General features: G+C 46.2%; 15 protein-coding genes. 3 read left to right on the top strand and 12 right to left on the bottom strand.

Going from position 1 to position 17,532, the window contains the following annotated elements; genetic code table 11:
* From GCE9029_RS05550 to ccoN, 6 genes are all read right to left on the bottom strand, one after another.
* On the bottom strand, positions 1–2,394 hold the full coding sequence (locus tag GCE9029_RS05550) for a heavy metal translocating P-type ATPase (protein ID WP_062661544.1): 2,394 nt from the start codon (positions 2,392–2,394) through the stop codon (positions 1–3).
* Entirely contained in the window at positions 2,391–2,882 is a 492-nt protein-coding gene (locus GCE9029_RS05545; protein ID WP_062661542.1) for a FixH family protein, read from the bottom strand. Before GCE9029_RS05545 ends, GCE9029_RS05550 begins: the two co-directional genes overlap by 4 nt.
* A gap of 77 nt (positions 2,883–2,959) precedes the next feature.
* Positions 2,960–3,931 (bottom strand): cytochrome-c oxidase, cbb3-type subunit III, encoded by a 972-nt coding sequence (gene ccoP, locus GCE9029_RS05540; protein ID WP_062661540.1) that lies wholly within the window; start codon positions 3,929–3,931, stop codon positions 2,960–2,962.
* A complete protein-coding gene (locus GCE9029_RS05535; RefSeq protein WP_002537147.1) occupies positions 3,928–4,095 on the bottom strand; it encodes a CcoQ/FixQ family Cbb3-type cytochrome c oxidase assembly chaperone in 168 nt (55 codons plus the stop codon). Before GCE9029_RS05535 ends, ccoP begins: the two co-directional genes overlap by 4 nt.
* A 9-nt stretch (positions 4,096–4,104) precedes the next feature.
* Positions 4,105–4,716, bottom strand: a complete 612-nt coding sequence (gene ccoO / locus GCE9029_RS05530; RefSeq protein WP_002537146.1) for a cytochrome-c oxidase, cbb3-type subunit II — start codon at positions 4,714–4,716, stop codon at positions 4,105–4,107.
* A gap of 12 nt (positions 4,717–4,728) precedes the next feature.
* The gene (ccoN, locus tag GCE9029_RS05525) at positions 4,729–6,156 is read right to left on the bottom strand and encodes a cytochrome-c oxidase, cbb3-type subunit I (protein WP_062661538.1); all 1,428 of its coding nucleotides are present in this window, start codon (positions 6,154–6,156) and stop codon (positions 4,729–4,731) included.
* A gap of 276 nt (positions 6,157–6,432) precedes the next feature.
* On the opposite strand from ccoN, the gene GCE9029_RS05520 reads away from it, so the two are divergent.
* Positions 6,433–6,843 (top strand): hypothetical protein, encoded by a 411-nt coding sequence (locus GCE9029_RS05520; RefSeq protein WP_062661536.1) that lies wholly within the window; start codon positions 6,433–6,435, stop codon positions 6,841–6,843.
* A 115-nt stretch (positions 6,844–6,958) separates the two neighbouring features.
* Here the strand turns inward: GCE9029_RS05520 and GCE9029_RS05515 are convergent, their stop codons facing one another.
* A complete protein-coding gene (locus tag GCE9029_RS05515) occupies positions 6,959–7,579 on the bottom strand; it encodes a hypothetical protein (RefSeq protein WP_062661535.1) in 621 nt (206 codons plus the stop codon).
* A 155-nt stretch (positions 7,580–7,734) separates the two neighbouring features.
* Here GCE9029_RS05515 and GCE9029_RS05510 point away from each other — a divergent pair, with 155 nt between their 5' ends.
* Together GCE9029_RS05510 and GCE9029_RS05505 are read left to right on the top strand one after the other, a co-directional pair.
* Positions 7,735–8,928, top strand: a complete 1,194-nt coding sequence (locus tag GCE9029_RS05510) for an FIST signal transduction protein (RefSeq protein WP_062661533.1) — start codon at positions 7,735–7,737, stop codon at positions 8,926–8,928.
* Entirely contained in the window at positions 8,925–11,006 is a 2,082-nt protein-coding gene (locus tag GCE9029_RS05505) for an ATP-binding protein (protein ID WP_062661526.1), read from the top strand. The genes GCE9029_RS05510 and GCE9029_RS05505 overlap by 4 nt, the downstream gene beginning before the upstream one ends.
* Positions 11,007–11,061: 55 nt before the next feature.
* Here GCE9029_RS05505 and GCE9029_RS05500 read toward each other — a convergent pair whose 3' ends face one another.
* From GCE9029_RS05500 to GCE9029_RS05480, 5 genes are all read right to left on the bottom strand, one after another.
* On the bottom strand, positions 11,062–11,979 hold the full coding sequence (locus tag GCE9029_RS05500) for a LysR family transcriptional regulator (protein ID WP_062661524.1): 918 nt from the start codon (positions 11,977–11,979) through the stop codon (positions 11,062–11,064).
* A 55-nt stretch (positions 11,980–12,034) separates the two neighbouring features.
* Entirely contained in the window at positions 12,035–14,395 is a 2,361-nt protein-coding gene (locus tag GCE9029_RS05495) for a nitric oxide reductase activation protein NorD (RefSeq protein ID WP_062661522.1), read from the bottom strand.
* A 20-nt stretch (positions 14,396–14,415) separates the two neighbouring features.
* Positions 14,416–15,237 (bottom strand): CbbQ/NirQ/NorQ/GpvN family protein, encoded by an 822-nt coding sequence (locus GCE9029_RS05490; RefSeq protein ID WP_082804285.1) that lies wholly within the window; start codon positions 15,235–15,237, stop codon positions 14,416–14,418.
* Between the two features lie 132 nt (positions 15,238–15,369).
* Positions 15,370–15,729 (bottom strand): ribulose bisphosphate carboxylase small subunit, encoded by a 360-nt coding sequence (locus tag GCE9029_RS05485; protein ID WP_046302651.1) that lies wholly within the window; start codon positions 15,727–15,729, stop codon positions 15,370–15,372.
* 29 nt (positions 15,730–15,758) lie between these two features.
* The gene (locus GCE9029_RS05480; protein ID WP_046302652.1) at positions 15,759–17,177 is read right to left on the bottom strand and encodes a form I ribulose bisphosphate carboxylase large subunit; all 1,419 of its coding nucleotides are present in this window, start codon (positions 17,175–17,177) and stop codon (positions 15,759–15,761) included.
* Positions 17,178–17,532 lie beyond the last annotated feature (355 nt).

The following is a 17,532-nucleotide window of genomic DNA, read 5'->3' as shown; positions in this document are numbered from 1 at the left end:
TTACACTCCCTTCAGCGTTTCGACCAAATCTTTCTTAAACAAACGAAGCGAGTTTGTAACGACGATTACCGAACTGCCGGACATACCTGCTACGGCCACATAAGGCGCGACAAATCCCATCACAGCCAATGGCAAGATCACAAGGTTGTATCCTAATGCCCATGCTAGATTCTGACGAATGATTTTTTGCGTAAAACTTGCCAGTTTTCGTGCATCTAACAGTTTGGTTAGATCATCGCCAAGCAAGACCATATCAGCAGAAGCTTTAGCGACATCTGTACCGCCCCCCATCGCAACAGATAGATGAGCGCCGGCCAATACTGGTGCATCATTCACACCGTCACCAATCATCATGGTGATTTGATCACTAGGTAAGGAATTTAAGTATTCGAGCTTACCTTGAGGCGAAACACCCGCTACCAATTCATCGATACCAAGTTTGTCAGCAACTGTTTGTGCCGTCGCAGAGTTGTCTCCTGTCAGCATGGTGACTTTGATACCAGCTTCGTGGAATTTGTCGATAAGCGTTTGACTGGATTCACGGATAGGGTCGACCAAGAGGAAAGATGCAATTGCTTCGCCATCTCGTGATAACCAGATTTGATGAGCGCTATTCTCTGCAATATCAGTATTGTTCAGTGAAAACTCAGGTTTACCGATTTTCCACTCACTGTTCCCGAACTGACCTTTCAAACCTTCGCCAATGACGTTTTCTACGTTTTCGACGCCGTCTTGCTTTGAAAAATTACTAAAAGCCTCAGCAATTGGATGGTTCGCATAGGACTCAAGAGAAGCGGCGATCGCTTTTGCTTGCTCTATATCGAGATCAGCGTATAGCTGAGTGTCCGAGATAGAGATGTTACCTTCTGTGAGCGTGCCCGTTTTATCTATAACCACACGATTGATTTGTGTGAGCGTTTCAAAGACGTGACCGCGGCGGAGCAAAATTCCTAACTTGCCGAACGTAGATGTTGAACAGGTAAGCGCGGTGGGTGTTGCCAAAGATAATGCGCAAGGGCAGGTAGCAACAAGAACGGAAAGCATGATCCAGAAAGCATCCTCTGGACGATGGCTCTGCCAATACCACCAAGTACATGCTGAGATGATAAGGATTGCCGCGACAAAGTATCGCGCAACGATATCTGCTATCTCGGCGACTCTCGGCTTGGCAAGCTGGGCGGCATCCTGAAGTTGAACGATATGCGCGATGAGCGAGTCCTTTTTCTCAGCAGAGACTTCAATATCAACATTTCCATCGATATTCATGGTGCCTGCATAGACATTGTCACCGGTCTTGCGTGATTCGGGCATAGACTCACCCGTAAGCATCGACTCGTCGACAGTGGTCACTCCCTCAACAACCATACCATCAGCAGGGAAGGGCTCACCGGGGAGAACTCGCACTACATGGCCAATCGACAACGATTTTGCGGGGATCTGCTCGCCCGATGAAAGCGTCGCCAAACGCGGTATTAGTTTGAGGAGGTTTGCACTGGCTGCAGCAGCCGTTCTTCGGGCTCGCATTTCAAGGAACCTGCCTACCAACAAGAAGAAGGTAAACATGGCGATAGATTCAAAGAATACTTCGCCTTTCCCAGTGACGGTGGCATACAAGCTGGCGAAGTACGCAAACAAAAGCGCGATAGAAACGGGAACGTCCATCCCAAGCGTTTTTGCCTTTAAGTTCCGCCAAGCGTTGATATAAAACGGCATCGCTGAATAAAGAAGCACTGGAGTGGCGAAAATCAGGCTGACCCAGCGGAAGTAATCCCGGAAAGATTCATCCATGTCTCCAAACACTTCGAAGTACATCGCCACAGCCAACATCATGACCTGCATGGTTGCCAAACCAGCAATACCCAATTTGTATAGGTATTGCTTCATGGTATGGTGATATTGAGCCTCCTGATTGTCTGCCTCAAAAGGCGCAGCCTTGTAACCCAATGCATGGATCTTGTTGAGCAGCGTACTCAGCTTAGTTTTAGATGGATCCCAACGAAGTGTCGCTCGGTTAGTTGTGGTATTCACGCGAATACGTGAAACACCTTCTTGGTTGTTAAGCTGCTTCTCAATCAACCAAGCACATGCGGCACAAGACACACCATCTACCGAGAGCACAACCTCATCGATACCATTTTCATGACGTACAAATTCTTGTTGGACATCTTCATTGTCGTATAGAGATAGCGACTGGAGCTCTTCGGGGACGAGGTTAGCTTTTTCTGCCGGAGCGGTACGATATTCGTAATAAGAGGTGAGGCCGCTTGCCACGATAGTGGTGGCAACTGCTTCGCATCCAGGGCAACACATAATACGGTAAACGCCCTGGATTTCGACTTTATAAGAGTCACCGGTGAGAACCGGCTCTCCACAGTGATAACAATCTTTCGTCATTCCTTGCTCTGACCATACAACTCTACTGGGTCTTCAGATGGGAAATTCGCGCGGCCGTTTAATGCCCACGTTCCATCAAATGCGTTTACTTCAACATACCAAGGGCCAGTGAGCGGTTCGTTCAAAGCCAGTCGATAACGGCCTGAAGCGTCAGCATTGACCATTTGTTCGATATCTCTATCAGCAAGCGTACGGTGTTGGAATGTGATCTTTAAAGTAGGGTATTGCGCAAGTTCACCTTTATCCAAAGTAAAAATTGCAGTGTCATTCTGTGCAGACAGGAAAGCGGAGATGGCTAGCTCATCGGCTTTTTTCAAGCGGGATATATCGACGTTAATTCCTTTACCTTCTTTGTAGTAGTCTTCCGCGACGAGGGACACCTGATTTTTACTGAAAAGAGCAAAAGTAAAGAGGCTTGCAACGACAACGCTACCTGGGAGGGCTATCAGGAACCAGGGCCAGAACTGCTTATACCATGGCTTAATCATATCGCTTTCCTGTGTGAACTGAATTCTTGGGGAAAAAAGCCCCTGCAAGCAGGGGCTTAACTAACTAATAATTGATTTTATTGATTTTGTGGTGTGCTGAGCTGCCAAACATAAGCAGAAAGGAGCTGGATCTTGTCTTCGTCCAGTATATCTTTCCACGCAGGCATTACGCCCTGACGACCGTAGCGGATAGTGTCTTCAACCGCTTTACGAGAGCCACCAAACAGCCACACGTTGTCAGTCAGGTCGGGTGCACCAAATGCTGGGTTACCTTTACCATCCGTGCCGTGACAAGCTGCACAAACAACGAAACGTGTTTTACCTTTCGCTGCTTCCTGAGCATTAACTTTACGACCAGATAGACTCAGTGTGTAAGAGGCCACTTCGCGAACACCATCATCGCCAAGAGCATCAAGCCATGCTGGCATGTTACCTACTCGGCCATTGACCAGAGTCGCTTTAATGGTTTCTGGCTCACCACCATACAACCAAGCGTCGTCGGTTAGGTTAGGGAAGCCTGACTGACCACGAGCATCAGAACCATGGCACTGAGCACAGTTTTGAATGAACAGGCGCTGACCCACTTTAATTGCTTCAGGGTTCTTAGCAATTTCATTGATGTCTTGCAGTTCATCCGAACCCGGCTTGTATGCGAGTTTACGGAAGGTTTCGCCGAAAATCGCATTCGCAGATGCTAGCTCACGCGCATACTGATCGATACCGTCGCTGTTAGCCAGTAACTGACGTGACTCTTCAATATTTGCAACGTCCTGAGCAGAGCTCTGCCAATTGAAAACGCCTTTCCAGTTACCCAAACCAGGATACAGTACGAAGTAAACCGCACCGAATACGATGGTCGCCCAAAACATGTACGACCACCACTTAGGCAGTGGGTTGTTCAGCTCACGAATACCATCGTATTCGTGGCCCATATCTTCACCATCAGCCACGCCATCAAGGTCTTTGCTACACCAAATGATCAGTGCGGCACAACCTACCAACGTACCAAGGGTAATGACAGTGATAAATAGACTCCAAAATGTAGTCATTTGTTATCTTCTCCTGTCTTTTTATCGCCTTTTTCCTCGTCAGCGAAGACAAGGTTAGCAGCTTCGTCGAATTCCTTTTTACGGCGACTGCTGTAGGCCCAAAGCACAATTACAATGAAGCATACGAAAATCGCTAGCGTCCATAGGGCATGAAAAGATGCCATAAGAGCTCCTTACTTCATCGCGTGGCCGAGTGACTGTAGGTAAGCGATGATGGCATCCATCTCCGTCTTACCTTCAACGTCTGTTTTCGCATTTGCGATTTGCTCATCAGTGTAAGGAACACCGAACATATCGCGGAAAACAGTCAGTTTTTTAGCTGTGTTATCGCCAGTCAGAACATTCTCTTCCAACCAAGGGAAGCCAGGCATGTTTGACTCAGGCACAACCGCACGAGGGTCGATAAGGTGAACGCGGTGCCACTCATCAGAGTAACGGTCACCAACGCGCGCCAAATCTGGACCTGTACGCTTGGAGCCCCATAGGAATGGGTGTTCCCAAACACTTTCACCCGCCACAGAGTAGTGGCCATAGCGCTCAGTTTCTGCACGGAATGGACGGATCATTTGGCTGTGACAAACATTACAGCCTTCACGGATGTAAATGTCTCGGCCTTCCATCTCTAGCGCAGTGTAAGGGCGCAGGTTATCGACAGGTTCGGTCGTTTGCTTTTGGAACAGCAGCGGCGTGATTTCAACAAGCGCACCTAAGCTGATAGCAATGACCGTGAGGATAGCGAAAAGACCAACGTTCTTTTCTACAATTTCATGACGACTAGAACTCATTCGTTGGTCTCCTTATGCTGCTTGCTCAATGGATTTGAGGCTTGCTTTTGGTGCGGCAATAGTCTTGTAGGTGTTGTAAGCCATCAAGAGCATGCCTGACCAGAAGATTGCGCCACCAACGAAACGTACAAAGTAGAACGGATAAGATGCTTCCAAAGATTCTACAAAGCTGTAAGTCAGTGTGCCGTCAGTGTTAACTGCACGCCACATCAGACCCTGCATTACGCCGGAAATCCACATTGCAACGATGTACAGCACGGTACCTACAGTTGCTAGCCAGAAATGGACATTGATCAGGTTGATAGAGTACATACGCTCTTGCCCGAACAATTTTGGAATTAGGTGGTAAACCGCACCGATAGATACCATCGCTACCCAGCCCAAGGCGCCGGAGTGAACGTGGCCGATTGTCCAGTCGGTGTAGTGTGACAGTGCGTTAACTGTCTTGATTGCCATCATCGGACCTTCGAAGGTAGACATACCGTAGAAAGACAGAGAAACAATCAGGAATCGGAGGATTGGGTCATAACGCAGTTTGTGCCAAGCACCTGACAGCGTCATGATACCGTTGATCATGCCACCCCAAGATGGAGCAAACAGGATAACAGACATCACCATACCCAATGACTGAGTCCAGTCAGGCAGGGCAGTGTAATGCAGGTGGTGAGGACCCGCCCAGATGTACAGAGATACCAGTGCCCAGAAATGAACGATAGAAAGGCGATAGGAGTAAACCGGACGACCTGCTTGTTTCGGGACGAAGTAGTACATCATACCCAAGAAACCTGCAGTCAAAAGGAAGCCTACAGCATTGTGACCGTACCACCATTGGATCATGGCATCGATTGCGCCTGCATATATCGAATATGACTTCATTCCAGACACTGGAATAGCCATGCTATTTACGATGTGCAGAACAGCGACGGTGATGATGAACCCACCGAAAAACCAGTTAGCAACATAAATGTGCGAGGTCTTTCGTTTGATCATGGTTCCGAAGAACACGACGGCGTATGACACCCATACAACCGCAATAGCGATATCGATTGGCCACTCCAGCTCAGCATATTCTTTACCACTGGTGAAACCCATAGGTAATGTTATTGCTGCAGACAGAATGATTGCTTGCCATCCCCAGAAGGTAAATTCAGCCAGCTTACCTCCGAACAGCCTTGTCTGACAGGTGCGCTGCACGACGTAATAAGACGTCGCAAACAGGGCGCTGGTACCGAACGCAAAAATCACCGCATTAGTATGCAGTGGGCGTAAACGGCTATAAGTCAGATAAGGAATGTCGAAGTTCAGCGCAGGCCATACCAGCTGAGCGGCTATTAGAACACCAACACCCATGCCCACGATTCCCCACAGGATAGTTACCAGGGTGAATTGACGGACAACGCGGTAGTTGTATTCCAGTTCAAGCTGCTTTTCTTGGCTCATATTGCATGCTTCCACTTTTTTAATTACTACACTCACGTATTACAAAGTGACTTAAACGTCACAATGCCACCCCAGAAGCAATGCAATGCGAATAGTGATTGATTTATACCCACTTGATGCATTCCATTGCTATTTCATTGTAAAAGTGGCATTTTCATCGATAATAATACTTCAGTTATTCAGTTAAATACAGGGTCGAACCCACACTCGGTTTACGCTCGGGTAACATTTCTACTAAAACTTTGAGCTCTGTAACACGGGAAAAGCATAAATCACATGGCAGCAGAAAAATTAACCACAGGTCGTTTAGTACAAATATTAGTCGTTATGACCGTGCTTATAGCGGCTTTTATTTGGCGAACGCTAGAACATTCTGAATCTACTTCTTTGCAGAAATGTTCAGTTGTGGCGGGAAGTTGCAGTGTTTCACTGCGCGGCGAAACGGTTGAAATTAATTTTGAAAATCAAGACGATAAATCGCAGATTATGCGGGTGAGATCGGTGTTTGAGCCTGGTGAACTACGTCTGTTAGCAGAACCTGTAATTGTCATAACTTCTCACAAAGTTTTGGCAAATGAAGGAGAAAAACGTGCCTATATTTATGCTTTACCTACTGATGTTAATTATGGGTCAGCGCAAAAATGGATGTTGTTCATTGATCAAGATCAATTAGAAATTAACTTTTAACATCGAATTAATATTTATGCGAATTGGATTAACAATTTTCCGTTTGATTGTTCAAATCAACTGAACGCCTCAAATTTCATATTAAAGCAGCTATATGCTGCTTTTTTACTGCATATTAGTCTGGTGAATTACCAAAATAAAAAGCTTGATGACGCACCGCTTTTGCGTTTTTTGAGGATAGGTAATGGATGAGATCTGAAGCATCCGTTGCAACAACGGCACACTTAGGCCCTTGGGTGTATTGATGGGCTCCAATAACAACGTGGTTGACCTTTATGCCTGTCTTTGAGGAGTTGCTCTGATGGGAAAGTTCGCAAAGCTTAAGGTGAAGGTCCTTCAGCGACTGGCCACATGTTTTATCATCATCTGGGACAATAACGTAGGTGAGAGAGAGTTCATCAGTTTCCTGAGAGAGCCCTTCATGTAACGACGCGAAGAAGCTTTCTTCGATTGGTATAGACAATTGACGAATCGAGCCTTCGGTAACAACCACAACGACACCATTAACGGGGCCAACATAACGTGTCGCCCAGTCAAATTCACCAGCAATCATTCCATGGTCATAGGTCAAACAATGCCGGTAACGGACACGAGGTTCATCAGCGGCAATGGCATAGCCGTCTTGCTCATTATCCGCCAAATAAACAACGGTATTGCCTTTTTGGGCAAGACGTTTGCTAATTATTTGTCCTAACGGAAGATTCGCATTAATTACGATATAAAGCTGGCTGTCCATTGCGCGCGCAGTTTTTTGAGTCGATGTTGACGATTCTATCGTCTATTAATAGAGAATTCAGTGATTAAGCGAAAAGAATCACGGTAAAAACTGGTGTTTGCAGAAGTGAGAGAGCTATTATTAAAGTATTGCCGCAAACAGCTGTGTAGATCTAAATGAGAATTGCGACATCATCATCGACCGCCCCCAATGCCAGTGAGGCCATCCAAGCGATTGCAGAGGAGATATCGAGGAAAATCTCGACACCTTCTTTGATGCTTGTTTATTACACCGAGACGCAAGATGCCGAAGGTATCAAGCGCGAACTCAATCGCCGTTTTCCCAACACTTATGTTGTTGGCTGTTCATCTTGCCAAGGCACTATGACTGATAAAGGCTATGTGGGCGGGCACACGCTTGCTGTTTGGGCAGTTGAAGATCCTGAAGGCGCATATGGCTCAGCGCTGTGCGAATTAAGGCAGGGTGATGACATCGCGGAATCAGCTAAAACTGTGCTTAGCAGAGCGATAGAAAGCAGCGGCCGACCTGGAGAGTTACCTGCACTTATCACGCTTCATGCAACACCGGGTCACGAAGAAACTATCTTAAGTGCAATACGTGACGAACTTGGTGTAAATATACCAATTATTGGGGGGTCAGCCGCCGATGATGGTGTCAGTGGGAAATGGTCACTGTTAGATAACGAACGCGTTACGTCGAATGGCATTTCCATGGCTGTCTTCTTTCCATCAGCGCGTGTTAGTTACTCTTTTCACAATGGCTATGCGGCAATGGGGTTAAGTGCGGTTGCCACCAAAGTCGATGGAAGGACGCTGGTTGAGTTGGATGGTAAGCCAGCTTTCAACGTCTATTCCAAATGGTATTTCGAAGCCACTGGCAGTGAAATTGACCCTGATGCTTTGTTTGCAAAGTCCACACTCTTTCCTCTTGGTCGGCAAACCGGTGAAATACACGGCATGCCTTATTACACGCTTTCCCACCCTGCAACAGTGTCGTCAGAAGACGGTATACAAATGTTCTGTAATATACAGGAAGGCGAGACTGTTCATTTCATGTCAGGTACGACAGAAATGTTGGTGTCGCGAGCAGGGCGCGTAGTGGACTCTGCCAACGACCATGACAAGAACACTCGTGATCCCATCGGTGGATTAGCGATCTATTGCGCAGGATGTATGTTACATGTTGGCGATTCTCTGCACAGCGTCGCAGCGAACATGCGTCTTTCTATGCATCATGCTCCTTTTATTTGCCCGTTCACATTTGGCGAGCAAGGACAATTTCTCGGCGGGGAAATTGCCCATGGTAATTTGATGATATCCGCCGTATTGTTCCACAAGGAAGAGCTATGACAGGCGCAGTCTCAGAGAAGTTGCAGGAGACACTGTTCGAACTGAACCGTGTTGAGGAGAGAGAGCAGAAATTCAAGGAAGAAAACCGAGCGATCCTGTCGGCAATATCTGCCATGTCTGGCGCCAGCAACAAAATCGAGGTTTTTAACACTCTACTCAAAGTGATAGAGCGCTATGTTTCTTTCGATAATGCGCTGGTACTTACCCGCAATAAAGAAACCGAAGATTCCTATTCCTGTTTAGTTTCAACATCACATAACGTCGAAAATTTCCTTTGGAAGGACGGGGGGACATTTTCCCGTTGTGTAAATGGCCAAACTGTCGTGCTTTACGCACCTGATCGTGTAAAAGAATTTTCGCTGCTACATAACGAGGATTTTGATTCATGCCGTTCTGCCATCATCACTGGTATGACAGTCAATGCCAGCGAATCCATTTTGATCCTGTTCGCATCGGAAAAAGGGCGTTTTGATACTAAAGCCCAGCAAGTTATTGAACGCTTCAGACCACTTATTGAACGAACCATTATTGATATCGATTACCGGGAACGCCTTCAGTGCCTGGTATCGGTAAAAACTCAGGAGCTCACAGCTAGTCGACAGCGATTCCGTGATTTTGCAAAAACGGCTGGCGACTGGTTCTGGGAAATAAATAACAACCTGCAGTTTACGTATCTGTCTTCACCTTCCAATGAATCGTTTTCTGCTGAACCTCAGGCGATTATGAACCAACTCAATCGCCAGCCCGATGTGAAGCATAAACTGTTAGACCTCATCCAACTCGAGCAGCCTTTTTCTGAAGTAGAGTGGAAGGTTTATCACGAAGGGAAGGAACAGTGGATCAGCCTTTCTGGCCGTCCTTATTATGATAAGCGCGGAAATTGCATGGGTTTCCGCGGCACTGCGAAAGACATTACTGTTCGTAAGCAACGCGTACATGAGCTGCAACAGGCGAGGCAACAGGCTGAATCTGCTAACGCTGCGAAATCCCAATTTTTGGCGATGATGAGTCACGAAATACGCACGCCACTAAATGCGGTTATGGGCTTGTTAGACACACTGCAGCAATCACCACTTGATAATGAGCAAGGCGTCTGGGTTTCCCAAATGGATAAATCTGCGCAGTTGCTGCTGACCATCATCAATGATGTCCTTGATTTATCAAGAATTGAGTCAGAAAGATTCTCTCTACACCCAGAAAGCATGAATCCGCGTGACAGTGTCACTGTTGTATTCTCCCAGTTGCATGAAGTGTCATCCAGAAAAGACATTCAAATGGAAATGGATATCGCTGATGACGTGCCAGACAACATCTATCAGGATGGAAACCGTTTCACGCAGATTTTATTGAATCTCGTCGGTAATGCCGTGAAGTTTACTGAACACGGTAAAGTGAAAGTATCGATGCGCGTGCTGAACGGGAGATTGAAACTCTCGGTGCAAGATACAGGAATTGGTATCAATGCCGAGCGCAAGAAAGATGTGTTCCAACCATTTACTCAAGCAGATGGCAGTATTACCCGACAGTACGGTGGTACAGGACTCGGCCTTTCTATCTGTAAAAAACTCGTCTCTATGATGAATGGCAGTATTGATTTTGAAAGCGAACTGGGCGTTGGTACTACGTTCTACATTGATATTCCATTGATAGAGCCTTCGCCAACTGAACACGTAAAGAAAGACAACACAGACGACAATGACCTGCATTCGTTGAATATTTTGGTGGCGGAAGACAGCAAAGCTAACCAGATGGTTGTGAAGCTGATGCTGGAAAAAGCAGGGCACCACGTTGTTGTCGCTAATAACGGCAAAGAAGCTGTCGACTTGGTTCACGATGCTCGTGTTCAATTCGATATGATTTTAATGGACATGTCGATGCCAGTGTTATGTGGCGTAGAAGCAACCAAACAGCTACGTGCTGAAGGGTGTATCTTGCCAATTATCGCTTTAACAGCAAACGCGATGAATGAAGACAAAGAGCGTTGTATGGAAGCAGGCATGGATGACTTCGTGACAAAGCCAATACGTGCAGTGGTTCTAAAACAAGCGTTACAGCGTCACGCAAAGATTGACGCTTAAACAAAGCGGTTGGGATTTGTTCATTTTTATCTGGTGGGTGACACTGTCACACTTTTTAAAAATGATGTTCAACGGACTTTCTCTCAAAATTATTTTCACTTAACAAATAGTTACTAAACGCTTGTGCGATAGGTGATAGCGCTTTATCGCTTCGACGAACCAAATACCAATGCCGTATTATTGGCATATCTACCACATCCAATACTTTCAGTTTTTCTGCTTCCAGTTCAAGAGAAATAGTGTGACTGGAGACTATTCCCAAACTTAAACCGGCAGACACCGCCTGTTTAATTGCTTCACTGGCACTCATTTCCGCCGAGACATTCAGTTCGTATCCGTGTTGAAGAAAAAAGCGTTCAATAGAAAACCGCGTGCCAGAACCTTTCTCTCTCACAACCATTGGCTCTTTGGCTATCACAGATAATGGAATTTGCCTTTGTTGGCAGAGTGGATGATTAACAGGGGCAATGACAACCAATGGGTTCTCCATAAATACTGTCGCCTCTACATCAAACTCCGCCGGCGGTTTACCCATGATCACCAAGTCACAATCATTACTTTTAATGTCTTTCAGTAATTGTTCGCGGTTCGTGACTTTCAAGCTGATTTTTATCTCTGGGTGTTGCTGAGAAAACTCAGCCAGAAGTTTGGCTGCAAAATAGTTTGCCGTGCTGGCCACAGTCACTTTAAGTTTGCCGCAAGTTAGTGATTTCATTTTCTCGAACGCATCTTCGGCATCGCGTAACTGCTCGGAAATGCGTTCACAGTAACCCAGAAGCTCTTCACCAGCGTGAGTGAGAAATAGGGACTTCCCTAAATGCTCAAACAACGGCAATCCAATATTGTCTTCGAGCTGTTTGATCTGCATTGAAACGGCAGGTTGGGTGAGGTGCAGTTCAGCGGCAGCACGTGTGAAACTTAAGTGCATTGCCACCGCCTGAAAAATATTGAGCTGTCTTAACGTCAAATGCATAACAACTTTCCTTGTTTCTTATGCAGAGAGTGTTTTCAGCGATTTACTAGAGATCCTATGAAGACGTGCGTGTAATGCTCGCGAACAAATTCGGCAATACATCCGGGAGTCGGCTAGCGTTATCCAAAATTGAATAATGGCCTTCACCGAAAATTTGAGCGACATAACTGTCCGCGTCAGGATCTATCGTCAGACAGAAAGGGGTGATACCTTGCATCAACACATCATCGATAGCATGTTTGGTATCAGCCTGAAGATAAAGCGGGTCACGACTGTCTATGTCAGCAGGTTCGCCATCGCTGATCATTAACAGTAGTTTTTTTCGCTGAGGTTGCTGTGCCAAATATGTTTTGGCATGTCGCAATGCTGCACCCATTCGCGTTGATAATCCGCCTTCCATAACAGCTAGCCGTGACTTTGTTGTGTCATCGTAGGCTTCGTCAAAATCTTTAAAGCGTTGATAGCGAACATCACTTCTGCCGTTAGAGTTAAAACCATGAATGGCAAACGGATCCCCAATGCCATCAATCGCATTTGCTAACATCACTGTCGCTTCTTGGGCAACATCCAGCACTCTGATATCACTATGACTGCCAGGTAGTGAATCCATAGTTGATTGAGAGAGATCCAGTAAAACCAACACGGCCAAATCACGCTCTCGCCGAATGAGTCTTTGGTCAATGTTCATATCCGGCAGCGCGCCACGACGAATTTCTTTCATGGCATCGATTGCAGCATCCAGATCCAACTCATCACCTTCAAACTGTTTCCTTAACCGCTGCAGTCCTTTTGGTTGAAGGGCTTCAACAATGGCTTTAATTTTCCTGAGTTGGGATTGTCGGTTTTCGATGAGTTTATCAATGTCTGTTGATGCACCTTTCTTTACAGAACGCTCAGTAAGCGTCACCCAAGCTGGACGGTTTTGGTTTGCGGTGTAATCCCATTCGGGATAGTAAAAGGGTGAGGATATTTGTTGTTTGCCTTCCAGCTCATTCATGCTGACGTTTTCAGGATCGCCATCCCGAAAAAATTCAGACTCCAGAATCCATACTTCCTGCGCGTTATCATCAGCCAGTTCGTTGTCTATTTCATTGACCATTTCCATCACATTGACGGTTCTCTTAACCTGAGGTTCGGAAAGAAGCGACCATTGGTAAAACTCATCACCGTTTTCAAACCAGAGGTAAGTATTATCGTCACGATAACAAAGCTGATTATGCAAATTGTCTCCATCACTGATCTCTATATCAGAAGCTAAACGTCTGGCTAACGTGTCTTTATGGACTTCCTGTTCATAAGAGTTTTCCATGCTCAACAATGTATTGAACGCATTGACTACGTAAGTGAGATGAGCTGGAGCATCTTCAGCATTACCTGATAGCAACGCCAGTGATAGTTGGTAGGGTTCGCCGTTGCTTTTTTTGACTTGATCAAGATGGAAGGGCATCCATAGTTGGCGCAATCCAGGAAAATCTTTGATTGCTAACGCTTCGACGCGGGCATCTTCTATGAGTCCGTAACAGTAGCGTTGAATGTCAGAGTAATCGCCGTGTTGTACTGGTCGAGAAAACATCAAGTGCGCTGCAGCATGAGTAACCGACGATCGGTATAGATTTTTCGCCGAAAGTGTTGGGTTGCTGGGATCCCGAGCTTCCATGGCATCCGGCAACAAAATGGTGCCGCTTTGAATAGCACATAGTGGCGAAGAATTTTGTTCATTCTCGGCGTTATTGACCTCGATGATTCTGGGACGAAGAAAAAAATCGCGGCCCCAGATTGCGCGAAGGTAAAAATTAAGTTGGCGCTGGGCATCTATAAAAAGTGTACCGCGGCGCTGCCTTTGAAAAATATTCTGACTTTCCGGCGACGTCAGTGTGAAGTAACTATTTAGGGAGTCTATCTGGTTTGCATGTGATTTAGCGCCAATGAGTGCCCAGTGACGCAAGCCTAAAATGGGTAACGATGTAAGAAAACTAGGGGATCGCGTCAAAAATACTTTAAGGCACCTTGGCGCAGTACGAGCCAATTCCTCAACCAGCTTTTGGTAAATGTTCAAGCCTTCCTTTGAACAGAGCCTTTCTGCAACTGGAGGTAAAGTATTCAGATATTGGCAAAGGCGCTCCGAACCTAACCATTCAGACAGAGTCACAATAGTATTTTTGATATCTTTAGTGACACTGTCACTCACGAATTTATGGGTATTTGGAACGGATAGCAGAAACGCAGATATTGATTCATCTGACTGATTTTTATCGAATAAAGACAAAGCTGCTGTCAGGTACTCATTCAAATCAATGGTACTCATCAGTGCTTCGGCTTCGTGAAAACCAGTCTCAAAAGCGAGCTTTAATCCATCCGTTTTTTTTAGTAGCTGCGCTTCAACTCTTCGTTTATTCGCACGCATTTTATCGTCCATAATCAGCCCTCAAATATCGGTCAAAAACAACCTTGAACCGTCGCTTCCAGCGTTTCCCGAATATCAGCGTCATCACTCAAAGGGCGAACTAAAGCCATGTGACAAGCAGCGACAGGAGGGATTCCTTTTTTGATGAGCTGTGCGGTATAAACCAGTAGTCGGGTTGAAATGCCTTCGTTGAGTCCATGGCCAACCAGATTTCTGGCATGTTTTGCTATTTGAATAAGTCGGCCTGCCGTTCCTTCATCAATCCCGGTTTCATGGCAAACGATAGAAATTTCGGTTTCTTCATCCGGATATTCAAACTCCAGTGCAGCAAAGCGCTGTTTAGTTGACGTCTTAAGGTCTTTCATCAGTGTCTGGTATCCCGGGTTATAAGAGATCACTAATTGAAAATCCTCATGCGCCTGCAGCAGTTCACCTTTCTTTTCCAGCGAGAGTGTTCGGCGATAGTCTGTTAGAGAATGTATAGCGACAGTCGTATCTTGGCGCGCTTCTACCACTTCATCGAGATAGCAGATTGCACCAATTCTTGCCGCGGTTGTAAGAGGACCATCTTGCCAATATGTGCCATCAGCATTGAGGAGATAGCGACCAATCAAATCAGACGCTGTCATGTCTTCGTGACAGGAAATAGTGATAAGCGGTTTACCTAAACGCCACGCCATGTGTTCAATAAAACGGGTTTTACCGCAGCCTGTTGGTCCTTTTAACATCATGGGGATCCGCGAATCATATGCCGCCTGATAAAGGGACATCTCATCACCGGATTCTTGATAATACGGCTCAGAGATAATCAAATATTGGTTATCCCGGGGCATGGTTGGAATTGCCTGACTCATAACTAACTCCATGTTTTTGCAAAGCAGAGAGGAAAAAGGGCTGGGATGCACAGGACTAAACGTTCCCAGCCAAGGCCCTATCGAGAGGGGTACCCAAGCTACACCGGATAGAGAGCTTGGGTAGTTTCGGGGTTACTCAAATCCTGGGGCACGGTAGATAACCATCGACGCTCCCTGACTTTGGCGATAATTGTCATAACCAATCAAACGAACATGGTGGTTCGGGTTCAGGTTATGACAAAGCTGCGCCTCATTCAGGATCTGATCGACATTGGTTTCACCAAACATGGGCAGTTTCCACATGTACCAAAATGAACCCGTCGCCTCTTCCGGCTCGGTATGTTCAATTGCTGGGTTCCAGCCTTTACTCACGATAAACTCAACCTGGCGCCGAATTTGATCAGCAGTCATTCTTGGCAAGTACGAAAAGGTTTCGAACTTGCGGCTGTGCGGGTCCGTCAGTCGCGACGAATAATCCATAACTTCACTCATAAGAATCTCCTTTGGGTTGTCGCAAGTGACTAAGCGTGAACCACATCCAGCTTGTCTACAGTGTCGAATTCAAACTTAATTTCCTTCCAGGTCTCCATCGCCGCTTTAAGCTCTGGACTGTGTTTCGCGGCAGCGGTGAGAATGTCTTTGCCTTCTCGCTCAAGTGAACGACCTTCGTTACGAGCTTGTGTACACGCTTCCAACGCCACGCGGTTAGCTGCTGCACCAGCTGCATTACCCCACGGGTGACCTAAAGTACCGCCGCCAAATTGGAAGACTGCGTCATCACCGAAAATAGAGACCAAAGCAGGCATGTGCCATACGTGGATACCACCAGATGCAACGGGAAGTACGCCTGGCATAGAGCCAAAGTCTTGGTCAAAGAAGATCCCGCGTGAACGATCTTCTTTAATGAAGCGATCACGCATGATATCGATCCAACCCAACGTCGCTTCGCGGTCGCCCTCGAGTTTGCCCACAACGGTACCAGAATGAAGATGGTCACCACCTGAAAGGCGCAGGCATTTCGACAGCACTCGGAAGTGAATACCGTGGCGGGGATTTCTATCAAGAACGGCATGCATCGCTCGGTGAATGTGTAGCAACATTCCATTCTCACGACACCAATTGGCGAGACCGGTATTGGCGGTAAAGCCTGCAGTGAGGTAATCATGCATGATGATTGGCATGTCGAGTTCCTTCGCGAACTCTGCGCGGCGATACATCTCTTCAGGGGTTGGTGCAGTCACATTCAGATAATGACCCTTACGCTCACCGGTTTCTCGTTCAGCACGATGAACGGCTTCAGCTACATACTCAAATCGATCACGCCATCGCATAAAAGGTTGAGAGTTAACGTTTTCATCATCTTTAGTGAAGTCGAGTCCACCACGAAGACCTTCATAACAGGCTCGGCCGTAGTTCTTTGCAGACAAACCCAATTTCGGTTTGATAGTACAGCCCAAGAGGGCACGGCCATATTTATTGAGCTTATCGCGTTCAACCTGAATACCATTTGGCGGACCACCGCAGGTTTTCACATAGGCAATCGGAAAACGGACATCTTCAAGGCGTAAAGCGCGGATCGCTTTAAAGCCGAATACGTTACCCACCAGTGAGGTCAATACGTTTACCACAGAGCCTTCTTCAAACAGATCGATAGGATAAGCGACAAACGCATAGAAGGAGGTATCGTCACCTGGTACATCCTCAATCGCATAGGCGCGACCCTTGTAGTAATCCAAGTCGGTCAGTAAATCTGTCCATACTGTTGTCCAGGTTCCGGTAGAGGATTCCGCCGCCACTGCAGCTGCCGCTTCTTCTCTTGGAACCCCAGCTTGAGGTTCTATTTTAAAGCAAGCCAGAAGGTCGGTGTCGGCAGGGACATATTCGGGCATCCAATAGGTTTCCCGGTATTCCTTTACTCCTGCCTGATAACTTTTTGCCATAACCAATTTCCTTATTTATTGCCGTTGAATTAATTGCTATCCGCAATGTGAATTGCGTTTGCCTTGTACTTAGTGTTGTTATTTTTAATTCAAAGTGAAATTGGAAGTTTTTATGACAAAGATAACTATTACTTAGCATGCTGTTTTTGAAAGGTATTTAGCATGCTAAGAAAAATATTCAACTCTGAGAGCTCATTGGATAATTCAATTAAAACAAAGAAATAGAACGATCCTTATCTTGGTGTGACTCCCTGAGTTTCATGAAATAAAAAGAAATAAGTTTTTCTTATCTTTTTCAAAAATATTCCTGATTGGAGACTTTAACCCAATCTGTTTAATTTCAAAATCATTCACC

The organism is Grimontia celer (assembly GCF_900055185.1).
Classification (GTDB): Bacteria; Pseudomonadota; Gammaproteobacteria; order Enterobacterales; family Vibrionaceae; genus Enterovibrio; species Enterovibrio celer.
Note: the sequence above shows the minus strand (reverse complement) of the source record. Positions and strands in the feature narration are given on the sequence as shown.

What these genes read in the sequence shown, in the direction of transcription:
- GCE9029_RS05550 (WP_062661544.1), bottom strand. Translation starts at nt 2,394, where the DNA reads ATGACGAAAGATTGTTATCACTGTGGAGAGCCGGTTCTCACCGGTGAC.
- GCE9029_RS05545 (WP_062661542.1), bottom strand. Translation starts at nt 2,882, where the DNA reads ATGATTAAGCCATGGTATAAGCAGTTCTGGCCCTGGTTCCTGATAGCC.
- ccoP (WP_062661540.1), bottom strand. Translation starts at nt 3,931, where the DNA reads ATGACTACATTTTGGAGTCTATTTATCACTGTCATTACCCTTGGTACG.
- GCE9029_RS05535 (WP_002537147.1), bottom strand. Translation starts at nt 4,095, where the DNA reads ATGGCATCTTTTCATGCCCTATGGACGCTAGCGATTTTCGTATGCTTC.
- ccoO (WP_002537146.1), bottom strand. Translation starts at nt 4,716, where the DNA reads ATGAGTTCTAGTCGTCATGAAATTGTAGAAAAGAACGTTGGTCTTTTC.
- ccoN (WP_062661538.1), bottom strand. Translation starts at nt 6,156, where the DNA reads ATGAGCCAAGAAAAGCAGCTTGAACTGGAATACAACTACCGCGTTGTC.
- GCE9029_RS05520 (WP_062661536.1), top strand. Translation starts at nt 6,433, where the DNA reads ATGGCAGCAGAAAAATTAACCACAGGTCGTTTAGTACAAATATTAGTC.
- GCE9029_RS05515 (WP_062661535.1), bottom strand. Translation starts at nt 7,579, where the DNA reads ATGGACAGCCAGCTTTATATCGTAATTAATGCGAATCTTCCGTTAGGA.
- GCE9029_RS05510 (WP_062661533.1), top strand. Translation starts at nt 7,735, where the DNA reads ATGAGAATTGCGACATCATCATCGACCGCCCCCAATGCCAGTGAGGCC.
- GCE9029_RS05505 (WP_062661526.1), top strand. Translation starts at nt 8,925, where the DNA reads ATGACAGGCGCAGTCTCAGAGAAGTTGCAGGAGACACTGTTCGAACTG.
- GCE9029_RS05500 (WP_062661524.1), bottom strand. Translation starts at nt 11,979, where the DNA reads ATGCATTTGACGTTAAGACAGCTCAATATTTTTCAGGCGGTGGCAATG.
- GCE9029_RS05495 (WP_062661522.1), bottom strand. Translation starts at nt 14,395, where the DNA reads ATGGACGATAAAATGCGTGCGAATAAACGAAGAGTTGAAGCGCAGCTA.
- GCE9029_RS05490 (WP_082804285.1), bottom strand. Translation starts at nt 15,237, where the DNA reads ATGAGTCAGGCAATTCCAACCATGCCCCGGGATAACCAATATTTGATT.
- GCE9029_RS05485 (WP_046302651.1), bottom strand. Translation starts at nt 15,729, where the DNA reads ATGAGTGAAGTTATGGATTATTCGTCGCGACTGACGGACCCGCACAGC.
- GCE9029_RS05480 (WP_046302652.1), bottom strand. Translation starts at nt 17,177, where the DNA reads ATGGCAAAAAGTTATCAGGCAGGAGTAAAGGAATACCGGGAAACCTAT.